Source organism: Pseudomonas koreensis, from assembly GCF_012986595.1.
GTDB lineage: Bacteria > Pseudomonadota > Gammaproteobacteria > Pseudomonadales > Pseudomonadaceae > Aquipseudomonas > Aquipseudomonas koreensis.
In genome coordinates this window covers 1-25,461 of the sequence record NZ_JAAQYM010000002.1, presented here as the reverse complement: position 1 = coordinate 25,461, position 25,461 = coordinate 1, and the positions used below count along the sequence as shown (strand labels likewise).

At 61.8% G+C, this 25,461-nt stretch carries 29 protein-coding genes; 9 read left to right on the top strand and 20 right to left on the bottom strand.

Annotated elements, in window-relative coordinates:
- Positions 1–225, top strand: coding sequence for an MbtH family protein (locus HBN98_RS05220; protein ID WP_016985437.1), 225 nt, complete (start codon positions 1–3; stop codon positions 223–225).
- 143 nt (positions 226–368) lie between these two features.
- Here HBN98_RS05220 and HBN98_RS05215 read toward each other — a convergent pair whose 3' ends face one another.
- Genes HBN98_RS05215 through HBN98_RS05180 form a run of 8 tightly spaced genes read right to left on the bottom strand, consistent with a single transcriptional unit; the run spans position 369 to position 6,629 of the window.
- Positions 369–1,283 carry a metal ABC transporter substrate-binding protein gene (locus tag HBN98_RS05215; RefSeq protein ID WP_083368349.1) on the bottom strand — a complete coding sequence of 305 codons (915 nt, stop codon included), beginning with the start codon at positions 1,281–1,283 and terminating at the stop codon, positions 369–371.
- The gene (locus HBN98_RS05210) at positions 1,284–2,183 is read right to left on the bottom strand and encodes a metal ABC transporter permease (RefSeq protein ID WP_064588482.1); all 900 of its coding nucleotides are present in this window, start codon (positions 2,181–2,183) and stop codon (positions 1,284–1,286) included. It abuts the gene before it with no gap.
- Complete coding sequence (locus HBN98_RS05205) at positions 2,183–3,028, bottom strand: metal ABC transporter ATP-binding protein (protein ID WP_083368350.1); 846 nt, start codon at positions 3,026–3,028, stop codon at positions 2,183–2,185. The genes HBN98_RS05210 and HBN98_RS05205 overlap by 1 nt, the downstream gene beginning before the upstream one ends.
- A complete protein-coding gene (locus tag HBN98_RS05200) occupies positions 3,025–3,954 on the bottom strand; it encodes a metal ABC transporter substrate-binding protein (RefSeq protein ID WP_083368351.1) in 930 nt (309 codons plus the stop codon). The genes HBN98_RS05205 and HBN98_RS05200 overlap by 4 nt, the downstream gene beginning before the upstream one ends.
- A gap of 35 nt (positions 3,955–3,989) precedes the next feature.
- Positions 3,990–4,565, bottom strand: a complete 576-nt coding sequence (locus HBN98_RS05195) for a DUF6162 family protein (RefSeq protein WP_083368352.1) — start codon at positions 4,563–4,565, stop codon at positions 3,990–3,992.
- Positions 4,562–4,852: a hypothetical protein gene (locus tag HBN98_RS05190; RefSeq protein ID WP_229755032.1), complete on the bottom strand. Its 291-nt coding sequence runs from the start codon at positions 4,850–4,852 to the stop codon at positions 4,562–4,564. Before HBN98_RS05190 ends, HBN98_RS05195 begins: the two co-directional genes overlap by 4 nt.
- A 47-nt stretch (positions 4,853–4,899) precedes the next feature.
- A complete protein-coding gene (locus HBN98_RS05185; protein ID WP_064588477.1) occupies positions 4,900–5,442 on the bottom strand; it encodes a hypothetical protein in 543 nt (180 codons plus the stop codon).
- Complete coding sequence (locus HBN98_RS05180; protein WP_083368353.1) at positions 5,439–6,629, bottom strand: PepSY-associated TM helix domain-containing protein; 1,191 nt, start codon at positions 6,627–6,629, stop codon at positions 5,439–5,441. The genes HBN98_RS05185 and HBN98_RS05180 overlap by 4 nt, the downstream gene beginning before the upstream one ends.
- Positions 6,630–7,034: 405 nt before the next feature.
- Here HBN98_RS05180 and leuC point away from each other — a divergent pair, with 405 nt between their 5' ends.
- Positions 7,035–8,453, top strand: coding sequence for a 3-isopropylmalate dehydratase large subunit (leuC, locus tag HBN98_RS05175; protein ID WP_083368354.1), 1,419 nt, complete (start codon positions 7,035–7,037; stop codon positions 8,451–8,453).
- Positions 8,450–9,064: a 3-isopropylmalate dehydratase small subunit gene (leuD, locus tag HBN98_RS05170; protein WP_083368355.1), complete on the top strand. Its 615-nt coding sequence runs from the start codon at positions 8,450–8,452 to the stop codon at positions 9,062–9,064. The genes leuC and leuD overlap by 4 nt, the downstream gene beginning before the upstream one ends.
- 119 nt (positions 9,065–9,183) lie before the next feature.
- Here leuD and HBN98_RS05165 read toward each other — a convergent pair whose 3' ends face one another.
- The 4 genes from HBN98_RS05165 to soxR all read right to left on the bottom strand — a co-directional run bounded on the left by HBN98_RS05165 (position 9,184) and on the right by soxR (position 12,255).
- Positions 9,184–10,134 (bottom strand): LysR substrate-binding domain-containing protein, encoded by a 951-nt coding sequence (locus HBN98_RS05165; protein WP_083368356.1) that lies wholly within the window; start codon positions 10,132–10,134, stop codon positions 9,184–9,186.
- A 23-nt stretch (positions 10,135–10,157) separates the two neighbouring features.
- Entirely contained in the window at positions 10,158–11,033 is an 876-nt protein-coding gene (locus HBN98_RS05160; RefSeq protein ID WP_083368357.1) for an alpha/beta fold hydrolase, read from the bottom strand.
- Positions 11,034–11,240: 207 nt separating this feature from the next.
- Complete coding sequence (locus HBN98_RS05155; protein WP_083368358.1) at positions 11,241–11,699, bottom strand: VOC family protein; 459 nt, start codon at positions 11,697–11,699, stop codon at positions 11,241–11,243.
- Between the two features lie 106 nt (positions 11,700–11,805).
- Positions 11,806–12,255 carry a redox-sensitive transcriptional activator SoxR gene (soxR, locus tag HBN98_RS05150; protein WP_064588470.1) on the bottom strand — a complete coding sequence of 150 codons (450 nt, stop codon included), beginning with the start codon at positions 12,253–12,255 and terminating at the stop codon, positions 11,806–11,808.
- A 94-nt stretch (positions 12,256–12,349) separates the two neighbouring features.
- Between soxR and HBN98_RS05145 the strand changes: the two genes are divergently transcribed.
- The gene (locus HBN98_RS05145; RefSeq protein ID WP_064588469.1) at positions 12,350–12,715 is read left to right on the top strand and encodes an antibiotic biosynthesis monooxygenase; all 366 of its coding nucleotides are present in this window, start codon (positions 12,350–12,352) and stop codon (positions 12,713–12,715) included.
- Here the strand turns inward: HBN98_RS05145 and HBN98_RS05140 are convergent.
- From HBN98_RS05140 to msuE, 4 genes are all read right to left on the bottom strand, one after another.
- Entirely contained in the window at positions 12,712–13,827 is a 1,116-nt protein-coding gene (locus HBN98_RS05140) for a sigma-54 interaction domain-containing protein (RefSeq protein WP_083368359.1), read from the bottom strand. The two genes, HBN98_RS05145 and HBN98_RS05140, sit on opposite strands and share 4 nt — an antisense overlap.
- 11 nt (positions 13,828–13,838) lie before the next feature.
- A complete protein-coding gene (locus HBN98_RS05135; protein ID WP_083368360.1) occupies positions 13,839–15,026 on the bottom strand; it encodes an acyl-CoA dehydrogenase family protein in 1,188 nt (395 codons plus the stop codon).
- 138 nt (positions 15,027–15,164) lie between these two features.
- Positions 15,165–16,310 carry an FMNH2-dependent alkanesulfonate monooxygenase gene (gene ssuD / locus HBN98_RS05130; protein WP_083368361.1) on the bottom strand — a complete coding sequence of 382 codons (1,146 nt, stop codon included), beginning with the start codon at positions 16,308–16,310 and terminating at the stop codon, positions 15,165–15,167.
- A gap of 10 nt (positions 16,311–16,320) precedes the next feature.
- Positions 16,321–16,884, bottom strand: a complete 564-nt coding sequence (msuE, locus tag HBN98_RS05125) for an FMN reductase (RefSeq protein ID WP_064588465.1) — start codon at positions 16,882–16,884, stop codon at positions 16,321–16,323.
- Between the two features lie 392 nt (positions 16,885–17,276).
- On the opposite strand from msuE, the gene HBN98_RS05120 reads away from it, so the two are divergent.
- The 4 genes from HBN98_RS05120 (at position 17,277) to HBN98_RS05105 (ending at position 21,486) form a co-directional block, all read left to right on the top strand.
- Positions 17,277–17,534, top strand: a complete 258-nt coding sequence (locus HBN98_RS05120; protein WP_083368362.1) for a hypothetical protein — start codon at positions 17,277–17,279, stop codon at positions 17,532–17,534.
- Between the two features lie 100 nt (positions 17,535–17,634).
- Complete coding sequence (locus HBN98_RS05115; RefSeq protein ID WP_064588463.1) at positions 17,635–18,249, top strand: LysE family translocator; 615 nt, start codon at positions 17,635–17,637, stop codon at positions 18,247–18,249.
- Positions 18,250–18,454: 205 nt separating this feature from the next.
- A complete protein-coding gene (locus HBN98_RS05110; RefSeq protein ID WP_083368363.1) occupies positions 18,455–19,621 on the top strand; it encodes an aminotransferase class V-fold PLP-dependent enzyme in 1,167 nt (388 codons plus the stop codon).
- Positions 19,622–19,677: 56 nt separating this feature from the next.
- Entirely contained in the window at positions 19,678–21,486 is a 1,809-nt protein-coding gene (locus HBN98_RS05105) for an aminopeptidase P family protein (RefSeq protein ID WP_083368364.1), read from the top strand.
- A gap of 48 nt (positions 21,487–21,534) precedes the next feature.
- Here the strand turns inward: HBN98_RS05105 and HBN98_RS05100 are convergent, their stop codons facing one another.
- Both HBN98_RS05100 and HBN98_RS05095 read right to left on the bottom strand, forming a co-directional pair.
- Positions 21,535–22,131 carry a 2-hydroxychromene-2-carboxylate isomerase gene (locus tag HBN98_RS05100; RefSeq protein ID WP_083368365.1) on the bottom strand — a complete coding sequence of 199 codons (597 nt, stop codon included), beginning with the start codon at positions 22,129–22,131 and terminating at the stop codon, positions 21,535–21,537.
- Positions 22,132–22,167: 36 nt separating this feature from the next.
- The gene (locus HBN98_RS05095; protein ID WP_083368366.1) at positions 22,168–22,896 is read right to left on the bottom strand and encodes an SDR family oxidoreductase; all 729 of its coding nucleotides are present in this window, start codon (positions 22,894–22,896) and stop codon (positions 22,168–22,170) included.
- A 92-nt stretch (positions 22,897–22,988) separates the two neighbouring features.
- Here HBN98_RS05095 and HBN98_RS05090 point away from each other — a divergent pair, with 92 nt between their 5' ends.
- The gene (locus HBN98_RS05090) at positions 22,989–23,567 is read left to right on the top strand and encodes a TetR/AcrR family transcriptional regulator (RefSeq protein ID WP_083368367.1); all 579 of its coding nucleotides are present in this window, start codon (positions 22,989–22,991) and stop codon (positions 23,565–23,567) included.
- 1 nt (position 23,568) lies between these two features.
- On the opposite strand, the gene HBN98_RS05085 is transcribed toward HBN98_RS05090, so the two are convergent.
- Both HBN98_RS05085 and rhtA read right to left on the bottom strand, forming a co-directional pair.
- Positions 23,569–23,850 carry a hypothetical protein gene (locus HBN98_RS05085; protein ID WP_064588457.1) on the bottom strand — a complete coding sequence of 94 codons (282 nt, stop codon included), beginning with the start codon at positions 23,848–23,850 and terminating at the stop codon, positions 23,569–23,571.
- Positions 23,851–24,018: 168 nt separating this feature from the next.
- Complete coding sequence (rhtA, locus tag HBN98_RS05080) at positions 24,019–24,906, bottom strand: threonine/homoserine exporter RhtA (protein ID WP_083368368.1); 888 nt, start codon at positions 24,904–24,906, stop codon at positions 24,019–24,021.
- Positions 24,907–25,461: the final 555 nt, after the last annotated feature.

The following is a 25,461-nucleotide window of genomic DNA, read 5'->3' as shown; positions in this document are numbered from 1 at the left end:
ATGACGTCAGTATTCGACCGCGAGGACATCCTCTTTCAGGTCGTGGTCAACCACGAAGAGCAATACTCGATCTGGCCGGACTACAAGGCCGTGCCACAAGGCTGGCGCACCGTGGGCAAGAGCGGCCTGAAAAAGGAATGCCTGGCCTACATCGAAGAAGTCTGGACTGACATGCGTCCGCTGAGCCTGCGCCAGAAGATGGAAGGGCAGGCGGCTGCTCAGTAAGCCGACAGGCAAAAACAAACCCGCTGGACTGGTGACAGTCAGCGGGTTTTTTCATGGCCTGCAAAAGATCGCAGCCTTCGGCAGCTCCTACAGGGTGTAAGTATTCCCAAGTAGGAGCTGCCGAAGGCAGCGATCTTTTGATCTTAGGCCGAAGGCCCGCCGCTCAACCCCTTGAGCAGCAAATCCACATTCCCCTCCAGCTCCGCTACCGGGTCCGCCGCATCGGTGCTCAGCACCAGCAGATGACTGCCCGACTCGGCAATCGCCGCTTTCACCGCATCTGAAGGCTGACGATGATGCAGCACCAGCGCCACGTCGTTGTCCTTGAGTGTCGCCGTGAGTTTCTTCAGGTCTTGCGGCGTCCATTCGGCATCCGGGCGTGGATCCTGGCCGATCAGCTCCAGATTCAGGCTGCCGATCAGGTAACCGAAGTGATCGCTCAGGCTCATGACACTGAGGTTGTCGGCCTCGGCCAAACGCGCTTCGCTGTCGGCGCTGAGCTTGAGCAAGCGCTGTTTCAGCGCCGCCAGATTGGCCTCGATCTTCGGCTTGGCGGACGGTGCCAGGCGCACCAGATCCGCCGCCATCACGTCGGCCATGCGCCCCATGTTGTTGCTCGCCAGCCATGGCTGACTGCTCAAGCCATCGACTTTCAGCCCCGGTTGCACGGCAATCCCGGGCAGGGCGCCATCGACCGGGCGCGCCGCGTCGACCTCGACAATACGAATGTTGCTGCGCCGGGCAATCGGGTACAGCGGATCATCGGCCCACAGCGATCGCACGCCGATCACCGCGTCGGCCTCGCTCGCCAGTTTGCCCAGTGCCGGCGCGCCGCGACCGGTGAAATACGCGGTCTGGCGGCTGCCCGGCAGATTCGCCGGGGCCGCGCGTTCGAGGCTGACGTCGGTGCCGTTGAGCAGGACCTCGCCCAACCCGTAGGTGATCGGCAACGAGGCCAGCACGCGTAACGGCCTGGCGTTTTCGGCAGCCATCAAAGGCGTACAGAACACGCCGCACAGAGCGAGGGCCAGGGGCAATTTGCGCAGTGAGAAAGCCATTTATCCAAGGTTCCCTTTCAGACTCGGAACAACCCCGCGCGCAACGGCGGCGAGGGCGAAGGCAATGCCGGCGACCAGAATGATCGCGGCGCCGGACGGAATCGGCAGATCGAAGACGATCGGCGCGAGAATCCCGCACAAGGTGCTGACGGTGGCAATCAGCACCGAGCACCAGAAGAAGCCCTTCAGCGACTGGCTGAGCAAGCGCGCCGCGGCGGCCGGAATCACCAGCAGTGCACCGACCAGAATCGCGCCGATGACCTTTACCGCCGCGACAGTGATCAGCGTCACCAGAATCACGAACAGATAATCCAGGGCCTTCACCGCGACGCCGCGCACCGCCGCCAGTTGCGGGTTGAAACTGGCGAGCATGATCCGGTTGTACAGCGGCAACGCCAGGGCCATGACCAGCGAACCGACGATCGCCAGCACCAGCAGGTCATTTCCGTTGACGGTCAGCACTGAACCGAACAGCACGTTCTCCAGAATGTGCACGTTGATCTTGCCAGCCAGGATCAGCAGCAGGCTCGCCCCCAACGCCAGCGACACTGAAAGGAACACGCCGATCAGCGTATCCGGCGCCAGACCGGTGCGATTGCGCAGGTAGTTGAGCAGGATGCCGAACAACAGGCAGTAGCCGAACAGGCTGCCGTACGGACCGGTGTAGGGTTCGCCGAGCAGAATGCCGATGGCCACGCCGGTCAGCGCCGCGTGGCCGACGGCTTCGGAGAAAAACGCGAAGCGCTTGACCACTACCAGCGTGCCGAGGCCACCGAGCACCGGGCCGATCAGCAGACCGGCGAGCAGCGCATTGACCACAAAACCATAGGCCAGCGCCTCCGGCAGATAACCGGCGGTGGCCCAGCCCTGAACCATCAAACGAAAGGCTTCGTAACTCATCAGACCGCGCTCCGTGGATGGGTGGAAAACAGCGTCAGCAGACGCTCCGGCGTCAGCGCCTGTTGCGGCGTGGCGTCGAACAGCACACGACGGTTGAGGCCGGTAACCCGGTCGGCCAGACGCTTGACCGCCTCCAGATCGTGCTCGATCCACAGCACGGTGATGCCGGCGGCGCGCCAGTCGCCGAGCAGGCGTTCGAACACCTGGATCCCGGCTTCATCGAGCGCCGACATCGGCTCATCCAGCACCAGCAATTGCGGAGGTGGAATCAACCCTTGGGCGAGCAGCACGCGTTGCCGTTCACCGCCGGACAGTGCGCCCATGCGTCGTTTGCGTTTGTCCTGCATGCCGACCCGTTCCAGCGCCTCGCCAATGGCCTTGGCGTAATGCTTGCTCAGGCCGAGAAACGCCGGACGGCGCTGGCACATGGCGGCCATGAAATCGTCGACGGTCATCGGCAGGCCGCGATCGAACTCCAGCGCCTGCGGCACATAACCGATGGTGCCGGGCGCGCCGGGCCAGTGCAGGCGCAGTTGACCCTGATGGGGCATCTGCCCGAGCAACGTCTTGATCAGCGAACTCTTGCCGCCACCGTTGGGGCCGACCAGGGCGTGTACATGGCCGGGTTGTACCTGGAAGGTGACCTTGTCGAGAATTGTCGTGCGCCCGAGCGTCAGAGCGACTTGCGCAAACTCCAGCGTCGGTCCCAATCCTTGTGAGAGCGAGCCTGCTCGCGAATGCGGTGTGTCATTCGATGAAGATGTTGGCTGACCCGGCGCCTTCGCGAGCAGGCTCGCTTCCACAGAGGATTGGTGGGTATCAGAGAGGGTTTCTTTTACCGTCATGCCCCGGACTCCTGAATCGCCCGCACCACGGTGTTGAGGTTGCCGGTCATTTCTTTTTCGTACTTGTCGGCGGTGTATTCGCCGTAGGAAATGTGCGACAGCGGGTACAGCTTCACGCCGGACTCGCGCTGGATGGTTTCGACGTAGGTCGATGGAAAGTCCATCTCCGAGAAGATCACCTTCACGTCGAGTTCGCGCAATTGGTCGATGGTCTTTTTCAACTGGCTCGGGCTCGGCTCGATGCCGTGAGCCGGCTCGACCACGGCGGTGACTTCCAGGCCGAATTCGCGCAGCAGATAGTCGTAGGCGGCGTGCACCGTGGCCACTCGCAGTTCGGCGTTGGGGGCCTGGGTCAGTTTGGCCAGGGCGTCGGCACGCATCTGCCGCAGGCGTTTGCCGTAGGCGCGGGCGTTCTGCGTGTAGGTCTTGGCGTTGTCCGGGTCGAGCTTGCCCAGTTCGCGGGCGATGTTGTTGACCTGGGCAATCGAGGCGCTGATCGACAGGAAGGTGTGCGGGTTGACCACTTTGCCCGCGCCGCGCGCGGCGGTACCGGTGGCGGCCAGCAGCGGCACGTTTTCGTTGGCTTCGATGGTCTTGATGTTCGGCGTTTCGCTGGCGGAGATCATGCGGTCGGCGAAATCGTCATGGCCGACCCCGTTGAGCACGATCACATCCAGCCCGCTGATGCGTTTGATGTCCTCGGCCCGTGGCTCGTAGGCGTGCGGGTTGAATCCGGCGGGGATCAGCGGCACCACGTCGGCCTTGTCGCCGACGATGTTCGCCACATAGCTGTAATACGGGTGCAGGGTGATGCCGATGCGCAGGCGTTTGGCGGGGTCGGCGCTGACCAGCGGGCTCAGCAGGCAGGCACACAGACTCAACAGCAGCAAGCGCAGGAAGGGACGGCGAGGCGATGAAATAGACATGGGCAAGCGGTCTTCTCTGGGGTGAAGGCGAAGGTTCAGTGGCGATGCTCGCGGGTCACGCCGGCATCGAATCGGGCGACGATCTGCTTCCAGCCAGCGGCGGAGAGTGCGGCGTCGCTCAGTTCGGCGGGCGTCTGCAGATCGGCGGCGCGGTTGAGCCAGATGTCCGGCGCGGCATTGGCGTCGGCACTCAACAGCATCACGAACGAACCGGCCACGGCGGGCGACTGGCTGTGGCCGAAATAGGCGCTGTCCGCCAGCAATTGCCAGGCATGGCTGCCACGGCTGACCGAGCTGGCGTCCTGCGCGAACGGCGCGAAACCTTCCTCGGCCAGGATTTGCGGGGTTGGCAGGCTTTGCTGCTCTTCACGCAGCAGGCGGATCTCGTCGAGGGTCACCCGCAGGTCGGCATAGATGCCTTGCTCGGCCGCGCTGAGGTCGCGCCGCGCATCGAGCTGATGGCTGGAAACCGGCTCCGGTTCATGGGACACCCCGCGCCACGCCACCACCGCAGCAGCGACCGCGAGAATCAGCAGACACAACAGCAGGACGTTAAGAGTTTCATGCCCGGCGCCGGCCGGGCGTACGACTTGGGTGGTGGGCGTGCTCATGGGGCCTCGATGTCCGCTTGGTCGATTTCCACGACGTGGCCGGGGCCGGCGTCGAACAACACGTAAAACTCGGCCGCCGGTTTCTTGAAGGTCAGGCTCGAGTCGGCGCCGAGCTTGCCCGGCAGCAGAATGGTTTCGTCGTAACCGATCACGTCCAGGGTCACCCCCGGCGCGCCGCTGCCATCGGAAAAACCGCCGGTGCATTTGATCTGTTCGGCATCGACGGCTTTGCATTCGCACATCGGATTGTGGGCCAGGGCGCCGGCGCTGAAACCGCTGCACAGCATCAGCAATGCGGCGCGCCACCGCAGACGGGAAGGGCGTTGAACGCGGTTCATGGTTTGGCTCCTTGTTTGTTCAGCCAGGCGATCGTGGCGGGAGATGCCTGGCTCAGGGGAATAGAGGCCTGGTGCATGCTGCCGTCCCAGCCTTCCATGGTGATCCACAGTTCGGCGTCGGCCTGGGTCTTTTCCGCAACCGGCAATTGCGCGCCCATGCGATACGGGGTGCCGAAGAAGATCACCCCGGCGGCGCGCAGGCTGCGCGGTTTGCCGATGCGCAGGTACGTGGCCTTGACCTGCCCGACGCAGGCGTCGCACAGGGCGGCGTTGAAATCTTTCATGTAACCGGCGGGGCCATCGGGATGCGGCGCTTCGTTACGCAGTTCGGCCAGGCGCAGGCTCCAGGGACCGACCTGGATGTCGCCGATCTCGTGCTCACCCAAGCCGACGTCACCGCGAAACAACGCTGCATCGGCGAAATATTTAGGCATGAAGCCCAGCGGAATCAGCAGCAGCAAGACGTTCAGGTGAAAGCGCCATTTATGCCAGAAGCGGCGCAGCGCTGACGGCTGGGAAATGCGCTTGGACTGGCTCACAGGCTGACCTCCGCCGGTTCACGGCTGACGCTGGCGCTGCGGGCCTTCTTGTGCTCGCGCTTGAACGCATTGGCGGTGGCCAGTGCGGTGCGCTTGGTCCAGATCAACAGGCCGCTGAGCACCATCATGCTCAGCAACAGGCCGAAGAAAAACCAGATCAGTTTGATCCACAGCCCGCCGAAATCACCGGTGTGCAACGGGCGCATCGATTCGGTGACGAACTCCAGCGAGGAGCGGTCGGAGATCAGCCGCGAGGCGGCCATGTCGCCGTTGTACGGGTTGAGCGTGGCGGTCTGGAACATCAGCGGATACCAGCCGCGCCCGCCGACACTCAGGTGGCTGTAGGCATTGCCTGGCATGCTGATGAAGCTGACTTCCAGTCCCGGGATTTTTTCCTCGGCGATCTGCACTGCCCGATCCAGACTGATGCGTGGCGGCGGGCCGGCATTGGCCGACATTGGCACGTCTTCGCGAGCCATCGCCGGAATGATCGGCTCGGTGGTGATGGACACTTGGTTATCGAACAGAAAGGCCTGGATCAGAAACCACGTGGCGGTGATGGAAATCACCGCAATGAACCAGATCGACCAGATGCCGCTCAGGCGATGGAAGTCGCCCCAGAAAATACGCGCGCCGTGGCGAAAACGCAGGGTGGGGTTGAAGAAGCCTTTCCAGAAGCGCTTGTAGACCACCAGCCCGGTGATCAGCGAGGCGAGCATCGGCAGGCCAAGAAACGACACCAGGTACCAGCCCCAGCTGTAGCCGTTGGTGAACGGCACCAGCCACCAGCCATGCAGGGCGCGGGTGAATGCCTTGAAATCGAAATCCGGTGCCGGGCCTTGAATGACGCCTGTGTAAGGGTTGACGTAGACCGTTTGCGAGCGACCATCGGGGTAGCTGACCTCGACGTCCAGCGCGAAGTGTGACTCGTCGGGGCGGCTGATGCTTTCGACCAGCGTCTGCGGTTCGGCTTGTTTGATCGCGGCCAGCACCTGGTCGTAACTGAGCAGCGGCGCGTCGTCCGACGGCTGGCTGGCGCGCATCTGCGGGTTGGCCAGCCAGACGATTTCCTGACTGACCACCGCCAGCGTGCCGGTGACGCAGACGATCAGGACAAAAAACCAGATCGGCAGCGCGAGCCAGCTATGCACCAGGAACCACAGTTTGGAACGGGATTTCTTCGACATGATTGCGCGTCTTGATTGCGATGAAGGGCACGCGGCTACGGGCTTCGCAGCGCGGTTGTGCCTGAAAGGCGCGATCGTGGCGGTTGCCTGTGCGAACGGCCTGCATCTCTATAGGACGGATGAGCGGGGCAAATCCCGATGGCTTATATGAAAGTAAATGTTTCGCACTTCGCAAGGAGCGACGAGACCCCTGTAGGAGCTGCGGCACGCTGCGATCTCTTGATCTTGATCTTTAAAAACACGATCAGAGATCGCAGCCTCGTTGCACTCGACAGCGTCTGCAGGATTTTGCGGCCCGGCAGATCAGACACGATTCATGAATGCCGCCCTCGCTGTCCGCCAATTGATGGCCGCCACCCGCTCCCTATGATGGAAATCACCGGATTCCCCTGAGCGAGCGCCTTGATGAGCCCCAGAACCCTCTATGACAAACACATCGATTCGCACACCGTGTGCCGCCTCGACGATCAGGGCCATGTGCTGCTGTATATCGATCGACAAGTGATCAACGAATACACCAGCCCCCAGGCCTTCAGCGGTTTGCGCGCCGCCGGGCGCGAGGTCTGGCGGCCGGGCACGGCGCTGGCGGTGGTCGATCACGTCAACCCGACCACGCCGCTGCGGGTGGCGGCGATGCCTGATGCGGGTGGGGCGCGGCAAGTGTCGTATCTGGCGGAAAACTGCCGGGACTTCGGCATCGAACTGCTGGACATCCTCGACAAGCGCCAGGGCATCGAACATGTGATCGCCCCGGAGCAAGGCTTCATTCTGCCGGGCATGGTCATCGCCGCCGGCGACAGTCACACCACCACCTACGGCGCGCTGGGGGCGTTCGGGTTCGGTATCGGCACATCGGAGATCGAACACCTGCTGGCCTCGCAGACCCTGGTCTACAAGCGCCTGAAAAGCCTGCGTGTGACCGTCGATGGCGAACTGGCCCCGGGCCTGACGTCCAAAGACGTGATCATGGCGCTGATCGGCCAGATCGGTGCCTCCGGTGCCAGCGGTTATGTCATCGAATTCGCCGGTTCGACCATCGATGCGCTTAGCGTCGAAGCCCGCATGACCATTTGCAACATGGCGGTCGAGGCCGGTGCGCGGGGTGCGTTCATGGCGCCGGACGAAAAAGTCTTCGCTTATCTCAAGGGCAAGCCTCGGGTGCCGCAGGGTGAGCTCTGGGAACGCGGGGTGCAGAAGTGGCGTGCACTGCGCAGCGATCCCGGCGCGGTGTTCGACCGCGAAGTGCACCTCGACGCCAGCCTGCTGGAGCCCATGGTCACCTGGGGCACCAGCCCCGATCAGGCGGCGGCGATCGGCGCGCAGGTGCCGGACCCGCAACGCCTCGACGATCCGATCCTGCGTCAGGGCATGCGCCGCGCGCTCCACTACATGGGCCTGGAACCGGGCATGGCGCTGTGCGATATCGTCATCAGTCATGCGTTCATCGGCTCCTGCACCAACGCGCGGATCGAAGACTTGCGCGATGCCGCCGCTGTCGTGCGCGGGCGGCGGGTGGCCGGGCATGTCCGGGCGATGATCGTGCCCGGTTCCAGCGAGGTCCGCGCCCAGGCCGAAGTCGAAGGCCTGGCGCAGATCTTCATCGATGCCGGGTTTGAATGGCGTCAGTCCGGCTGCTCGATGTGCCTGGCGATGAACGATGACGTGCTTGCGCCCGGCGACCGCTGCGCCTCCAGCACCAACCGCAATTTCGAAGGCCGGCAAGGTGCCGGCGCGCGCACCCACCTGATGAGCCCGGCGATGGTCGCCGCCGCTGCAATCAGCGGTCACCTGACCGACATTCGCCACTTTGGAGAACGCCCATGAGCCTGCAACCCTTCACTCAGGTCAGCGGTCAGGCCGCGCCGCTGCTCGCGGCCAACGTCGACACTGACGTGATCATGCCCAAGCAATTCCTCAAAGGCATCGACCGCCAAGGGCTGGATCGCGGGGTGTTTTTCGACCTGCGTTTTCTTGCCGACGGCACGCCCAACCCGCAGTTCGTGCTGAACCAGCCAGCCTGGCAGGGGGCGCGCTTTCTGGTGGTCGGGGCGAATTTCGGTTGCGGCTCCAGCCGTGAACACGCGGTCTGGGGGCTGCAGCAAATGGGCATTCGTGCGCTGATCGGCAGCCGTTTTGCCGGGATCTTTTATGACAACTGCCAGCGCAACGGGGTGTTGTTGATCACCCTGGATGAGGCGCAGGTTCAGCGCATCGGTAGGCTGGTGAGTCAGCCGGACACGGCGCAGATCAGTGTCGATCTGGAGGCGCAACAGATCCGTCTGGCGAACGGTGAGGTGATGGGTTTTCAGATTGATGGCTTGCGCAAGACCGCGCTGCTGCTGGGGCTGGGTGCGATTGGCAGCACTCTGCAGCGGCGCGAGCAGATCAAGGCGTTCGAGCGTGAACACCTGGCCGCCAACCCATGGCTGACCTGACCACAAAACCCGTGGGAGCTGGCTTGCCAGCGATGAGGCCAACACCTCCAACATTTACATTGGCTGGGCTGACGCCTTCGCTGGCAAGCCAGCTCCCACAGGGTTTTGTACTGAACCCGCTACAGCGACAAGTCTTTGAAATGCCCCTGCAAAAACTCCACACACGCGCGCAACTTCCCGGAGTTGGCCAGCCGCGTCGGGTACACCGCCCAGACATTGGCGCTCTGGCTGTAATCGGCCAGCACCGGCACCAATCGACCCTGTTCCAGCAACGGCTTCACATCCCACAATGAGCGCAGCAACACGCCGCGTCCGTCGAGCGCCCATTGCAGGACGATCTCGCCGTTGTTGGACGACAACGGTCCGCTGACCCGCACGCTTTGCGGCGTGCCGTCGCGGTCCAGGTGCCAGATGCCGAAGGCGTTGTCGCGCTCCTTGATCACCAGGCAGTCATGCTGTTGCAAGTCGTCCAGTGTCTGCGGCGTGCCGTGGCGTTGCAGGTACTCGGGCGCGGCGCACAGCACCCGACGGTTGCTCACCAGTTGCCGGCCGATGTGCTGGCCAGGCAGGTCGTCGCCGACACGAATTTCCAGATCGAAGCCCTCGTTGACGATGTCCACCGCGCGGTCGAACAGGTCGAGGCGAATCTGCAGTTGCGGATGAAGTTCGGCCAGTTGCGAAACGGCGGGCGCCACATGGTTGCGGCCGAAGCCGAAACTGCTGCAGATGTGCAAGCGCCCGCGCGGGCTGTCGTGGGCGTCGGCGAGGTCGTCGCGCAGTTGCTGGAAATCATCAAGGATGCGCAAGGCCCAGCGCTGCACCCGTTCACCGTCCTCGGTCAGCGACACGCGACGACTGGTGCGGTGTAGCAGGAGGGTACCGAGGGTCGATTCGAGGATCTGGATGCGTTTGCTGACGTAGGCCGGGGACAGGCCCAGCTCATCGGCGGCGGCTGCGAAATCGCTCTTGCGGATCACCGTCAGCAGCACGCGCAGGTCTTCGGGCAGGGGCACAGGATCTTGGTTCTGGGACATGTTGGCACGAGCACTGACGGCACAAGCCGCCAGCATAGCATCGGCAGGCAGGGCTCGATTCAGCGCAGGAACTCCAGGGCTTCGGCGAGCAACTGTTCAGGCACTTCCTCGGCCAGGTAATGCCCGGCCGGCAACGCCTTGCCGCTGACGTGGGTTGCTACTTGCTGCCATTCCTTGAGCGGATCGAAGCAGCGTCCGACCGTGCCGTCGGCGCCCCACAGGATGCGCAGTGGCAGATTCAGTTGATGGCCGGCGGCAATGTCGGCGCGGTCGTGCTCCAGGTCAATGGCGGCGCTGGCGCGGTAATCCTCGCAAATGCCCCGGGCGCTGCCGGGACGCTTGAGGCAGCGCAGGTATTCGCTGAACGCTTCCTCGGTGAACGGCTTGAGCCCGGCGCTGCGGCTGCCCATGACGCTGCGCAAATAGGTTTCGGGATCGGCTTCGATCAGGGTTTCCGGCAACGGTGCCGGGCGAATCAGGAAGAACCAGTGCCAATAGGCGCGGGCGAATGCTTCGTTGGTCTGCGCGTACATCGACAGGGTCGGGGCGATGTCGAGCAGCATCATTCGCTGCACCGCAGCAGGATGATCAAGGGCCAGGCGATGGGCGACCCGCGCGCCACGGTCGTGGGCCAGCACCGCGAACTGCGCGAAGCCCAGCGCCTGCATCAACTCGAGGTTGTCCCTGGCCATTTCCCGCTTCGAGTAATGGCGGTGTTGTTCATCGGCGGGCGGCCGGCTGCTGTCGCCATAACCGCGCAGGTCGGCGGCGACCACGGTGAAGTGCTCGGCCAGTTGTTCGGCAATCTTGTGCCAGATCACGTGGGTCTGCGGGTGCCCGTGCAACAGCAACAGACCCGGACCGCTGCCGCCGAGGCGGTAGGCGATGTCGACGCCGTTGACGTGGCGCTGGTCTTTGACGAATCCGGCAAACATCGGGTTGATCCTTGTTCAGGTGCGGGTTGGATGCATCCTGAAAGTGTCTGGCATTCGGGGCAAGGGGTGAAGCGTGGTGTGGCGGTTCATGAAGTGTGATGTATCCGCACTGGCCTCGTCGCGAGCAGGCTCACTCCTACACTTGAAACGCGTGCCAATTGTAGGAGTGAGCCTGCTCGCGATAGGGCCAGCCCAAAGCTGAAGATCTCAACCCTGTTCAAACATCTCCATCGCCCGTTGCTTGATCTGCTCCTCGGTCAGATCCTCCTTGCGCGAAGCCAGAAACCACAGGTGCCCATACGGATCCTTGAACGTGCCGCTGCGGTCACCATAAAACTGATCCTTGACCTCGGAGACCGACGTCGCCCCGGCCTCCAGCGCCCGCTGGAAGGACTTATCGACATCGGTGACATACAGGTGCAAACCGACCGATACCGCCTCGTCCGGACCGCTCAACGGCCCTTGATCGCACGGTGTGCCGAGCATGATCGCGCTGTCGCCAATCCGCAGTTCAGCGTGGCCGATGCGGCCGTCGGGCATGTCGAGGCGCATGACCACCGTGGCGCCGAAGGCTTTTTTATAGAACTCGATGGCTTCGGCGGCATTGAGGATGCCGAGGTACGGGGTAATGCTGTGATACCCCTCGGGAATGGGTTTGACGCTCATGACGTTCTCCCTGTTCTTTGTTTTGTGAGGTGTACGGCTCCACCGGATTTGTGGAAGGTTCAATATAGAACTGTCTGCGCGGCCAGGATTTTTGCCCGACGAGCAGTCAACCGAGGAAATGCGCGCCCGGCCCTTGTTCACCGAGCACATCCCCCTGATTGCGCAGCGGACAGGCCTCCATCGACAGACAGCCACAGCCGATGCAACCGGTAAGTCGGTCGCGCAGCAGGGTCAACTGGTTGATCCGCTCATCCAGCTCGCGGCGCCACTGCTCGGACAGGACTTTCCAGTCCGCCGCGGTCGGTGCGCGGTCGTCCGGAAGTCTCTTCAACGCCTCGCCGATTTCCGCCAGCGGAATGCCCAGCCGCTGCGCGACCTTGATCAGCGCCACCCGACGCAACACTTCCCGAGGGTAGCGGCGCTGATTGCCGGCATTGCGCTGGCTCTTGATCAGGCCTTTGGTTTCGTAAAAGTGCAGGGCGGTGACCGCCACACCGCTGCGTGCGGCGACTTCGCCGACGGTGAGCTGCTTATGCAGGGTTTCTTTGCTGATCATTGGCAAAATCACTCTTGACCTTGACTTAACTAGAGGTTTTACCCTGCAGGCCTTCGAGTCGCAAGACGCGTCTTACGGTGAATGGGGACTTCTCATGCAAACGTCAGCGAAAAATCGCAGCTTTACCCAATTGATCGAATTCGAGATCGAACCGCGTCAGCAACCGGCGCTGGTGACGGCGCTGGCGCAGCAGACCGAGCATCTGGCGCAGCGCTATGCAGGTTTTGTCAGCGCCAGCGTCCAGGTCAGCGACGACGGTCGGCGGGTGCTGAGCCTGTTGCAATGGCAAAGCCGCGAGGCGGGGGAAGCGGCGTTCAGCCGTTTTGAAAGCGGTGAGCAGGATTTCTGGCAACTGATCCGCGCCCATCAGGCGAAAACCGTGATCTTCAATTCATTCCAGGTGTTGAGCAGCATCGCCCGCAGTCATGACGATGCGCTGCACTGCCATCTGGTGGGCTAGATCGACAACTGAATCAGGCGTTCGCCTTGCAGGTTCTCGCTGAGACGCCGCTTGTTCACCGCCAGTTCGCCGATCTTGATCAGCCGCGTGCGGGTGACGTTGCGGCTCAGCCCGAGCAGGGCGGCGGTGTGCACCTGGTTGTAATGGCAGAAGCGATAGGCGGCACGCAGCAGGGCATCTTCGACCTTTTCGTGGAGAGCACCGGCCTGTTGTTCGAAGAGTTTTTGAAAAGCCCGCTCAAGCAACACTTCCGGTGAATCGTCGGCGCTCGACTGCTGATCGTCCGGGCGCTCGATGCGCAGGTTCGACAGGCGCAAATCATCGCGCTCGATCACGCCGTTGCGGCAGATCAGCAGGGTGTGATGGATGACGTTTTCCAGTTCGCGGATGTTGCCCGGCCAACTGTAGCTGCGCAGTTTGTGCTCGGCGCCGGGGCTGATGCTGACCCGCCCGTAGCCCAGACGCTGACTGTAGGCTTCGATGAAATGCCGGGTCAGCGGCAGGATGTCGCCGGGCCGCTCGCGCAACGGGCTGAGTTCCAGATTGACCACGTTCAGGCGATAGAACAGGTCTTCGCGGAAGTTGCCGGCATTGATGGCTTTCTCCAGTTGCACGTTGGTCGCGGCCAGCACCCGCACATCGATCGGAATGCTCTTGCGCGAGCCGAGGCGCACCACTTCGCGCTCCTGCAATACCCGCAGCAGCTTGACCTGAATCGCCATCGGCAAATCGCCGATTTCGTCGAGGAACAAGGTGCCGCCGTCCGCCTCTTCGAACCAGCCGGCCTTGGCACTGAGGGCGCCGGTGAAGGCGCCTTTTTCATGGCCGAACAGTTCAGCTTCCACCAGCGACTCCGAGAAGGCCCCGCAGTTGACCGCGACAAACGGCCGATGACGACGGTTGCTCAGGTTATGGATGTGCCGCGCCACCAGCTCCTTGCCGGTGCCGGTCTCGCCGATGATCAGCACGCTGGCTTCACTCGGCGCGACTTGTTGCAGGTGCGCGAGCAGGGCCTGGGATTTCGGGTCTTCGAAGACCTGCGCGGTGGCGCGGATCGACGTCGCCAGGGCGGGTGAGGGTGGAAGGGTCAGCAGTTGCCTGGCTCGCTCCAATAAAGGAAAGATCAGGAATAGAACGTCGGCACCGGCAGCGCCTGGTTCAGCGCCCAGTCGCCCAGCTCATGGAGTTTGTAATCGAGCGGGTCGTGCAGGGTCTGCGTGCGCAGGTTGCGCCAGTGGCGATCCAGGCGCAGCGAGGCGTGGGTCGAACGCGCGCCGGTGACTTCGAACAAGCGGCTGCAAATCTCCAGCCCCTGACGACTGGCGGCGACCTTGGCCGTGGCAATCGCCGTGGCCAGCTGCCCGCGTTCCTCGGCACTCAGGTTCGGGCCTTTGGCCCAAGCGTCATCGAGCAGTGCGGCGGCCCGTTCGACCAGCAGGCGAATGCCTTCCAGCGCCACCCAGAACTCGCCGAAATGGGCGAGTACGTACGGGTCTTCACGCACGTTGCGGGCTGCGGATTTGTGCCACAGACGGGTTTCGCTCAGGGTGTATTGCCGGGCTTCTGCAAAGGCGCCTTCGGCGATGCCGAGAAACAGGTGGGTGAAGGTCAGTTGCGCGATCAGCGGGCGCAGGCAGGCGAACGGTGTACTCAACGGGCCGGGGTCGAGCAGCAGCTCGGACTCTTCGACCCGCACCCGCTCGAACGTGGCGCTGCCGCTGTCGGTCTGGCGCTGGCCGATGTTGTTCCAGTCATCGTGCAGGGTGATGCCGCTGCGACCGCTGGGGATTGCCGCGATCAGCAATTTGCCGCCGGCACTTTCGTCCACCGCCGAGGCGATCAACATCTGCGAATCGCTCGCGCCGGAGCAGAAGCTTTTCTTCCCGGAAAACTCGCGCCAGCCACCGCAGTCCTTGACCACGGTGCGGGTGTCGAGCGGGTTGAGGGCGTTGCCCCAGAACCAGTTCTGCCGCGCGGTCTGTTCGAACCACGGCTGCCATTGTTCCGGGCGCGAGAACAGGCGCACGGTGGCGAGCATCAGGTGATGAAAGCCGAAGACATGGGCGATGGAACTGTCGACCTTGGCGAACTCGCGCACGACCTGCAGGGTTTCGCTCCAGCGCGCGCCGAGGCCGCCGTAGCGCGTGGGAATGCTCAAGGCCAGCAGGCCGCTGTCGCGCAGGGCATCGCGCTCGGCCTTCGGCGTACCGCCACGCTCGTCGCGTTCGACGGCGGTGAGGGCGAATTCGGCGGCCAGTTGGCGGGCAGTCAGCAGCGGGGAGAGCAGGGTGCTTTGTGGTTTGGCGGTCACACCAAATCTCCTATTTTCTATAACTTTCCTGTAGGAGCTGCCGAAGGCTGCGATCTGTTGATCTTGCTTGTATAAGTCGAAGTCAAAAGATCGTCCGAGCGCGGCCCGAGCCTTCGGCAGCTCCTACAGTGGGCGTTTTCAGGCCTTGGCTTGGGCGGGCAACACATCGTTGGCGATCATTTCGCCAAACGGCCCGGTGAGGTTGGTCACGCCGCGTCCGGCGAGGCTCGCGTACGGTTCCGGCAGCAGCGGGAACACCAGTTCGGCAAAGCGATAGGCCTCTTCCAGGTGCGGATAGCCGGAAAAGATGAAGCTCTCGATGCCCAGGTCCGCGTACTCCTTGATCCGCGCCGCCACTTGCTGCGGATCGCCCACCAGCGCAGTCCCGGCGCCGCCACGGACCAGGCCGACACCGGCCCACAGGTTAGGAGCGATTTCGAGGTTGTCGCGACGCCCGTCGTGCAACGCCGCCATGCGCCGCTGGCCTTCGGAGTCGAAGCGCGAGAAGGATTTCTGCGCCGCCTCGATGGTCTCGTCGCTGATGTGTTCGATCAGTTTGTCTGCGGCTTTCCATGCGTCTTCGGCGGTTTCGCGGACGATCACGTGCAGGCGGATGCCGAATTTCACCTTGCGTCCATGACGAGCGGCGCGTTCACGCACATCGGCGAGTTTTTCGGCGACGGCGGCGGGTGGTTCGCCCCAGGTCAGGTACACGTCGACTTGTTCGGCGGCCAGATCATGCGCTGCGTCGGACGAACCGCCGAAATACAACGGCGGATACGGTTTCTGCACCGGCGGATACAAGGCTTTGGCGTTCTGCACTTTCAGGTGTTTGCCCTCGAAATCCACCGATTCGCCTTGCAGCACCCGGCGCCAGATCTTGAGGAATTCGTCGGTGACTTCGTAGCGTTCGCTGTGGCTGAGGAAGCTGCCGTCGCCACGGTTTTCGTCGGGGTCGCCGCCGGTCACCACGTTGATCAGCAAGCGGCCGTTGGACAGTCGATCGAGGGTTGCCGCCATGCGTGCCGACACGGTTGGCGAGATGATCCCCGGGCGGATCGCCACCAGATAACGCAGGCGCTCGGTCAATGGCACTAGCGCCGAGGCGATCACCCACGAGTCTTCGCAGGAGCGCCCGGTGGGAATCAGTACGCCGTGATAGCCGAGGCTGTCGGCAGCCTGCGCCACTTGTTTCAGATAGTTGAGGGTCACCGGGCGAGCGCCTTGCGTGGTGCCCAGGTAATGGCCGTCGCCGTGGGTTGGCAGGAACCAGAAAACATCCATGAACAGCTCCTTAAGCGATTTTCAGCAACGGTTTGATTTGCGTGCCGAACAGCGGCGCGGCGCGTTCGGCGGCCAGGCGGATGCGCGCTTTCAGCGGCTCGCTAGTGATCTGGTAGTCGGCGAAATCGGCCTCGGTGGCGTACACCCCGATCGGCAGGGTCACGGCCTGGAAGAAACTGAACAGCGGACGCAGTTGGTGATCGAGCACCAGCGCATGACGCTCGCTGCCGCCAGTGGCCGCCAGCAGCACCGGGGTGTCGATCAGCGCATTGAGGTCGATCAGGTCGAACAGATGCTTGAGCAGGCCCGGGTAGGATCCGCGATACACCGGCGCCGCAACGATCAGCAGATCGGCCTGTTCGATGGCTTGCAGTTCGGCTTCGACCTCAGGGCTCAGTTCCTGGCGCGACAGCGCAGCACCCAGTGGGCGGGCGATGTCACCGAGTTCGATCAGGTGACTGTCGATCGACAGGTGCCCGGCCAGCTCGGCCAGCAGGGCTTGGGTCAGCACCAAAGTGCGGGACGGACGCCAGGTGCCGCCGGACAGGGCGACGACTTTCAGGGGACGCGACATGATGAGTTCCTTTTTAGCAACAGTTGCTCAGCGAGCAGTGAGTAAGTGCCAAGGCTTGAGCAAGCGCTGTACCAATTCCTGAGAGGCCCGGTTTACCGGGGGTTGAGCGTTCTGGGGCAAGTCGGTTGTGCAGATTTCAGGCGGGTTTGCTGATCTGCTGTTGCCTGGGCAACAGTTGCTGGAGCAACAGTTGTTCGCCGTGTGAAGGGATTTATAACGGCTGTCTTTTATTCCGTAAAAGAACGTTAATCGATATTTATAGATCTTTAAGAGATATGAGGGCGTTAAAGCTGAAATCCTGATAGCCACTATTGAGCGTGTTGATTTTTGCCCGGGCGGGCGCGGGCGTAGCCTTTGTCCATCGACTCACACCGCTCGCCAGGACGCTCCCCATGAATCATTTACTGACTGTTTCGCTGCTGCTCGCTGTCTCCGTACTTGCCGGTTGCGCCAGCCACGTGTCCCCCGAACAAAGGCCGTACACCGCCGAAGAAACCCGCGAGTTGGCAATGGAAGCGCTTAACCGCGGCGGCTTGTCCTTCGACGAATACCATGCGAAGAAAGCCGCGCTGCTGGGCCAATCGCAATTCGACAAGAAAGCTGAAATGAGTGCCGGACGAGCAATACAGCTGCACGGCCGTCCAAGCTGATAGCAAACTGTACTGCTCGAAGTTTTACCCAACTGTCCGTGGGTTTGCGGGCTGGCGTGCGATAGGGTCAACACCTGAATGACCCCCACGGATTGCTCCCATGACCCTCTCGCTTGATCTGCTGTTGGGCTTTGCCCTGTTTGCCCTTGTCACCTCGATTACACCGGGGCCGAACAACACCATGTTGCTGGCGTCAGGGGTGAATTTCGGTTTCAACCGCACCATTCCTCACATGCTCGGCATCACCTGCGGTTTCTTCGTCTTGGTGGTCGCAGTGGGCTTTGGCCTCGGCGCGGTGTTCCAGACTTATCCGCTTCTCTATACGGTGCTGCGTTATGTCGGCGCCGCGTATCTGCTGTATCTGGCGTGGAAAATTGCTCATTCGGGCCCGGTGGGCGAGGGCGTGGAAGGCGAGGCCAAGCCGATCAGCTATCTGGGCGCTGCCGCGTTTCAGTGGGTCAATCCCAAAGCCTGGATCATGGCCATCGGCGCAATCAGCACCTACACACCGATGCAGGGTTATTTCACCAACGTCGTGGTGATCGCGGCGGTGTTCGCCATCATCAACCTGCCCAGCGTCGGCGTCTGGGCGGCGTGCGGCACGCTGTTGCGTAACGTGCTGAAGGACCCGCGCTGGTTGCGCGTATTCAACTGGGGCATGGCTGCGCTGCTGGTGATTTCCCTGTACCCGTTACTTCTCGAAAGCTTTCACTGACGCATTGCTTCAACCGCCGGCCCGATGCCTGTTAAGCTCGGCTTCAGGAGCGTTCCTACGCACTTTTAAATGAAGTTGTTCTTCTTTAACGGCATCCGATCAGGTATTGATGACGCTCTCGAACCGACGCGCAGCTCACAAGGCTGCGCTGTGCCGTTTGCAGACACGAGCCTCCTGATCCCGGAACACGCTCTGCGAGTCTTTTATGAATAAACGTCCGTTGTATTTCGATTACGCCGCCACCACCCCGGTGGACGAGCGGGTCATCCAGGTGATGATCGATTGTCTGGGGTTTCACGCTAACTTCGGCAATCCGGCCTCCAGCTCCCATGCCTTCGGCCAGCAGGCCCGGCAGACGGTTGAGCATGCCCGTCGGCAAGTCGCCGAACTGGTCGGGGCCGAGGCCCGGCAGATTGTCTGGACCTCCGGCGCCACCGAATCCAACAACCTTGCCCTTAAAGGCGTGGCCCAGGCGCGCGGTGTTGCCGGCGGCCACATCATCACCAGCCAGATCGAACACAAAGCCATCCTCGATACCGCCCGGCAACTGCAGGACGCCGGCGTTGCGGTGACCTATCTGGTGCCGGACGCCGAGGGTCTGATCACCCCGCAGGCCGTCAGCGAAGCGCTGCGCGACGACACGTTTCTGGTGTCGCTGATGCTGGTCAACAACGAACTCGGCACGCTCAACGACATCCCGGCCATCGGTGAAGTCGTGCGTGGCCGTGGCGCGCTGTTCCATGTCGATGCGGCGCAGGGCGCCGGCAAAGTGGCGATCGATCTGCAGCAGTGGCCGGTGGACTTGATGTCGTTTTCGGCGCACAAACTCTACGGCCCCAAGGGCATTGGCGCGTTGTATGTCGGCCCGCGCGCGGAGCAGCGCTTGCAGGCGCAGATTCACGGAGGCGGTCACGAAGGCGGGCTGCGCTCCGGGACTCTGGCGACCCATCAGATCGCCGGCATGGGCGCAGCATTCGCTTTGGCCGCGGCCGAATTCGATGCCGAGAAGAAGTCCATCGTGGCGTTGCGCGAGCGCCTGCTTGAACAGTTGCTGAGCCTGCCGGGCGTGCGCCTCAATGGCAGCGTCAGCCAGCGCATCCCGCACACTTTGAGCCTGACCTTCAGCGAAGGTGACTTCAACAGTGCGGCCTTGAGCCATTCGATCGCGTTTTCCGCGACCTCGGCCTGTAACTCGGCGAGCAACACGCCATCTCACGTGTTGCTGGCGCTGGGGCATGACGCCCGGCTGGCCGGTCGCACCATTCGCCTGAGCCTTGGCCGTTTCACCACCGCCGACGATATCGACCAGGCGGCAGCACTGATCAAAGGCGCCTGCGCCAGTGCCCCGGCATTCTGGGCGACAGGGCTTTAACCAGCCGATTTCCACGGCTACGAACAATAACGATGAAGTGATTGGCAGGAGACATGATGAGTACCCAGACTTTGACCGAAGGAACGGTTCCCCAGCGCCTGGCGCACACCCGTGAACTGATGCGCCGCGAAGGCATCCATGCGTTGCTGGTGCCATCGGCCGACCCGCACCTCTCGGAATACCTGCCGGGCTACTGGCAAGGGCGGCAATGGCTGTCGGGCTTTCATGGTTCGGTCGGTACTTTGATCGTCACCGCTGATTTCGCCGGAGTCTGGGCCGACAGTCGTTACTGGGAACAGGCGACCAAGGAGCTCAAAGGCAGCGGCATCGAACTGGTCAAGCTGCAACCGGGGCAGCCGAGCCCGCTGGACTGGCTGGCCGAGCAAACGCCGGAAGGTGGTGTGGTGGCGGTCGACGGTGCGGTGATGGCCGTCGCTTCGGCGCGGACCCTCAGCAGCAAGCTCGAAGCCCGTGGCGCGCGTCTGCGCACCGACATCGACCTGTTGAATGACGTCTGGGCCGATCGCCCAAGCCTGCCGAACGCGCCGATCTATCAGCATCTGCCGCCGCAAGCGACGGTCAGCCGTGGCGAAAAACTCGCCAAACTGCGTGAGACCCTGCAGGAGCGCGGCGCCGACTGGCATTTCATCGCCACCCTCGACGACATCGCCTGGCTGTTCAACCTGCGCGGCGGTGATGTCTCGTTCAACCCGGTGTTTGTGTCTTTCGCCTTGATCAATCAACAGCAAGCGACACTGTTTGTGGCCTTGAGCAAAGTCGATGCCGAATTGCGTGCGGTGCTGGAGCGGGACGGCGTGACCCTGCGTGATTATCACGAAGTGGCCGATGCCTTGCGCGCGGTGCCGGGTGGCGCGAGCCTGCTGGTGGATCCGGCGCGGGTGACCACGGGGTTGCTGGATAACCTGGACAGCGGCGTGAAACTGGTCGAAGGCCTGAACCCGACCACCCTCGCCAAGTCGCAAAAGAGCGAGGCTGATGCGCAGCACATCCGCAAGGCGATGGAGCAGGATGGCGCAGCGTTGTGCGAGTTCTTTGCCTGGCTGGAGTCGGCCTGGGGCCGCGAGCGCATTACCGAACTGACCATTGACGAGAAACTCACCGCTGCCCGTGAGCGCCGTCCGGATTACGTGTCGCTGAGCTTCAACACGATTGCCGCGTTTAACGCCAACGGCGCAATGCCGCACTATCACGCTACCGAAGAAGAGCACGCGGTCATCGAGGGCGACGGCTTGCTGCTGATCGACTCGGGTGGCCAGTATTTGGGCGGTACGACCGACATCACCCGAATGGTGCCGGTCGGTACGCCAACGGACGAGCAGAAGCGTGACTGCACGCGCGTGCTCAAAGGCGTGATTGCACTGTCGCGGGCACACTTCCCCAAAGGCATTCTTTCGCCGCTGCTGGATGCCATCGCCCGCGCGCCGATCTGGGCGGAGAGCGTCGATTACGGCCACGGCACCGGTCATGGCGTCGGCTATTTCCTCAACGTTCACGAAGGCCCGCAGGTGATTGCCTACCAGGCTGCGCCGGCACCGCAAACGGCGATGCAGCCGGGGATGATCACATCCATTGAACCGGGCACTTACCGCCCGGGCCGTTGGGGCGTGCGGATCGAGAACCTGGCGATGAACCGCGAGGCGGGGAGCAGCGAGTTTGGCGAGTTCCTCAAGTTTGAAACCTTGACCCTGTGCCCGATCGACACGCGCTGCCTGGAGCCGTCCTTGCTGACGCAGGAAGAGAAACAGTGGTTCAACGCCTATCACGCTGAAGTGCGTGAGCGTCTGAGTCCATTGCTCGAGGGTGCCGCACTGGAGTGGCTGAACACGCGCACTGCGGCGATCTGAATGGCTGAAACCCAGGCGCTGCTGGCAGCGCCTGGGTTCTGCTCTTTTCTAAGCCTGACGCAGGGCTTCTTCGACGAAGTCGAGGCGGTCCTGACCGAAGAACAACTGATTGCCGATAAACATGCTCGGCGCCCCAAACACACCGCGTTTAACGGCTGTCTCAGTGTTGTCCTTGAGAGTTGTCTTGACCGTTTCGTCGTGAGTCATGGCCAGGACTTCATGGGGATCGAAGCCATGTTCGCTCAATACCGCTGCAACGGTCGCCGGCTCATCGAGAGGGCGTCCCTCCACCCACAGTGCCTTGAACAGACAGTCGATAAACGCCTGAAAGCGTTCCGGCTGGCGTAGCTGAATGCCGGTGACGGCGCGCATCAGCATCAGCGTGTTGATCGGGAAGTGCGGATTGAACTTCAGTGGCACGCCATAGCGTTTGGCGTAACGATCCAGATCCTGAAACATGTAGCGACCCTTGGCCGGAATCATCGCCGGCGAGGCGTTGCCGGTCGCCTTGAACACGCCGCCCAGCAGCATCGGAATGTAGATCAGCTCGCTATGGGTGTCGGCACAGATCTTCGGTAACTGGGTGTAGGCCAGGTAAGTGGCGGGACTGCCGAGGTCGAAATAGAACTCCACGGTTTTGCTCATCTTTGCTGCTCTCTGTTTATTGTTATGGAGGAGGGCTTACCAGGGTTCATTCCACGGGCGCAAATCCAGTTCGAAGGTCCAGGCATCCCGTGGCTGACTGTGCAGATACCAGTAGTTTTCGGCGATGTGCTCGGGGTTGAGAATGCCGTCCTGATCCTTGGTCGCGTACTTCTCCGGAAAACTGTTACGGATGAAGTCAGTATCGATCGCGCCATCGACCACCACGTGGGCGACATGGATGTTCATCGGGCCCAACTCACGCGCCATGCTTTGTGCCAGTGCGCGGATGCCGTGTTTGGCGCCGGCGAACGCGGCAAACCCGGCCGCACCGCGCAGCCCGGCAGTGGCGCCGGTGAACAAAATGGTGCCGCGCTGGCGGGTGACCATGCGCTTGGCCACTTCGCGGGCGTTGAGGAAACCGGAGAAACAGGCCATCTCCCAGATCTTGAAATACTTGCGCGCGGTTTCTTCAAGAATACTGCAAGGCACGTTGGCGCCGATGTTGAAGACAAACGCTTCGATCGGGCCGAGGCGGGTTTCGATGTCCTCAATCAGCGCAATGACGTCTTCCTCCTTGCGCGCGTCGCAGGCGAAACCGTGGGCCTCTCCACCTTCGGCTTGAATCGCCTCGACCAGCGGCTGCAGTTTGTCGGCACTGCGGCGTGTCACGCAGGCGACAAAACCTTCCTTGGCAAAGCGCTTGGCGATTGCTCCACCGGTGGCATCGCCTGCACCAACAACCAACACGACCTTCTTGTTATTCATGGGCATATCCCTTTAGTAAACGATCGTTAAGTGAACGAACGTTATGCTAGGATCCGGGTAACGTCAAGGCGCTCGATCAAGAGGGTAAGCACATGCGGTATTCCGCCAGTCACAAGCTGGAAACCCGGGAAAAACTGCTGAACAGCAGTGCGCTGTCAGCCAAGCGTTCTGGATTTTCGACCGTTGGGGTCGATGGTTTGATGAAGGCGATCGGCCTGAGTGGCGCTGCGTTTTATAGCCACTTTTCGTCGAAAGACGCGCTGTTCACCGCCATCGTCGAACGTGAACTGTGCCAGAGCCTGGAGCGATTGGGCGGGAGGGGGGAGCAGGACCGCGAGCGGCTGGAGCGCTGTCTCAAGCAATACCTGAGTATGGCCCACGTCGAACAGCCCGAGTCGGGTTGCGCCTTGCCGACACTGGGGGCGGAAATTGCCCGTTCAGATGATCAGGTACGGGAGCAGGCAGAGTTGTGGATTTGTCGGCTGCAAGCCAGTTGGGCACAGATTCTGGAGAGTGACAGCCTGGCGTGGGCGATTCTGTCGCAATGCGTTGGAGCATTGGTGGTTGCGCGGATGCTGGTGACGCCGGCGATTCAGCAGACGGTATTGAAGTCCAGTCATGAAGAGATCGAGCGTCAACTGGCTGCTCGGCGAGACGAGCAGCCAGAGTGATTCATTTGCAGATGACAATCATGCTTCGACTGGTATAACCAGCCGGGTTGAGACCGAACGGGTAGTCACCTGGCTCCTCCACAGCATCTCCCGATTTGGCGATGACCTTGTAGCCTTTCGGGGCGCAAGCATTGGCGGCGCTGGTGTAGCACTTGTCCCAAGAGGACGACAGCCCGGAACAGTTGATGTGCAGCCCTTTTCGACCGTGCTTCACTTGAGTCTTGGAGGTCGCTGCGCACCCGGCAATAGCCAGCACAGCGATCAGTATCAAAATTCGTTTCATTACCGTCCTTATGGTAGCCACGAGTCTGGCGCTCGGGTCTGCCTGTATTCGCTTGCGCTGTAAGCGTGTCGATGTCCCTGTCCGAAAAATCCATATCTGGCACTAAGTTAAGGGGTCTAAACATGGCCTAAATAAGCGCCAATTGCCAGACCTTCGTCAAATCCTGTTTCAATCTGCCGCGACGGCAGGCTTGGCGGAACTGCCCATGGTCATGGTTGCGCCGACGGAGGCCAGAATAATGCAGAGGATCGCCAGCCATTGCGACAGCGTGAGGTACTCCTGCAGAAACAGCAGCCCCGACAGCGCGCCGAAGGCCGGTTCAATGCTCATCAAGGTGCCAAACGTTCGTGCGGGCATGCGGGTGAGGGCGACCATCTCCAGTGTGTAAGGCAGCGCGGTCGACAAAATGGCGACACCAATGGCAACAGGAATCAGTGAGGGCGTCAGCAAGGCAGCGCCGGCATGCACGATGCCGATCGGCGCAACAAACAGCGCGGCAATCATTACGCCCAGAGCTGCGGTGGTGACACCGTTGTCAGCGCCGGCCTTCTGGCCAAACAGAATATAGAGTGCCCAGCACACGCCAGCCCCCAAAGCATAACCGGCTCCGACCAGGTCAATTCCGGCAGTCGTCGCACCTGTGGGGATCAACAGCAGCAAACCGACCGCCGCCAAGGCAATCCAGAGAAAGTCGATGGCGCGACGCGATGCGTAAATGGCGACGGCCAGCGGACCGGTAAATTCGAGCGCGACGGCGATCCCGAGCGGCACGGTGCGCAATGACATATAGAAGAGGAAGTTCATCCCGCCCAGCGCCATGCCGTAAACGATCACGGTGCGCAGGGATTGAGCGGTCAGCCTTGCTCGCCAAGGGCGCAGCAACAGCAGCATGATCACACTGGCGAAGATCAGGCGCAGAGTGGTCGTGCCTTGAGCGCCAACCACCGGGAACATGCTTTTGGCTAGCGACGCGCCGGACTGAATGGATGCCATGGCTATCAGTAACAGGCCTACCGGAAACAGCATTGAGGCCAGAGAGCGAGGTTGGTCAGTCATTGCGAGGCATCATCCGAAGGTAAGAGCGGGGTATTGTTTTAGGGGTTGGGCAATATACTGCGCATTCACTGCTGTTGCGTCTATATATAAGCAGGCTTTTTCGTAGTCTCGATAGAAAACTGAAATTAACGGTTGACGGCAGATTCCAGAGGTCTATAATTCGCCCCACTTTCGGCGCAGTCGAAACGGAAAACTCCTTGAGATTCAATGAGTTACGCAGTTTTCGGCAGTGGGTCGCTTCAGTTCATCGAAGCCTGGAAGGAGTTGAAAGAGTGGTGATGTTTGGCTCTTTTAACGGTTCGATCTTCTCGGTCGAAAGCGGAGAAAAAGAGGTGTTGACAGCAGCGTGTAACGCTGTAGAATTCGCCTCCCGCTGACGAGAGATCGGAAGCGCAAGTGGTTGAAGTTGTTGAAGAAATCTTCGAAAGCTTCTGAAAATAATCACTTGACAGCAAATGAGGCTGCTGTAGAATGCGCGCCTCGGTTGAGACGAAAGATCTTAACCAACCGCTCTTTAACAACTGAATCAAGCAATTCGTGTGGGTGCTTGTGGAG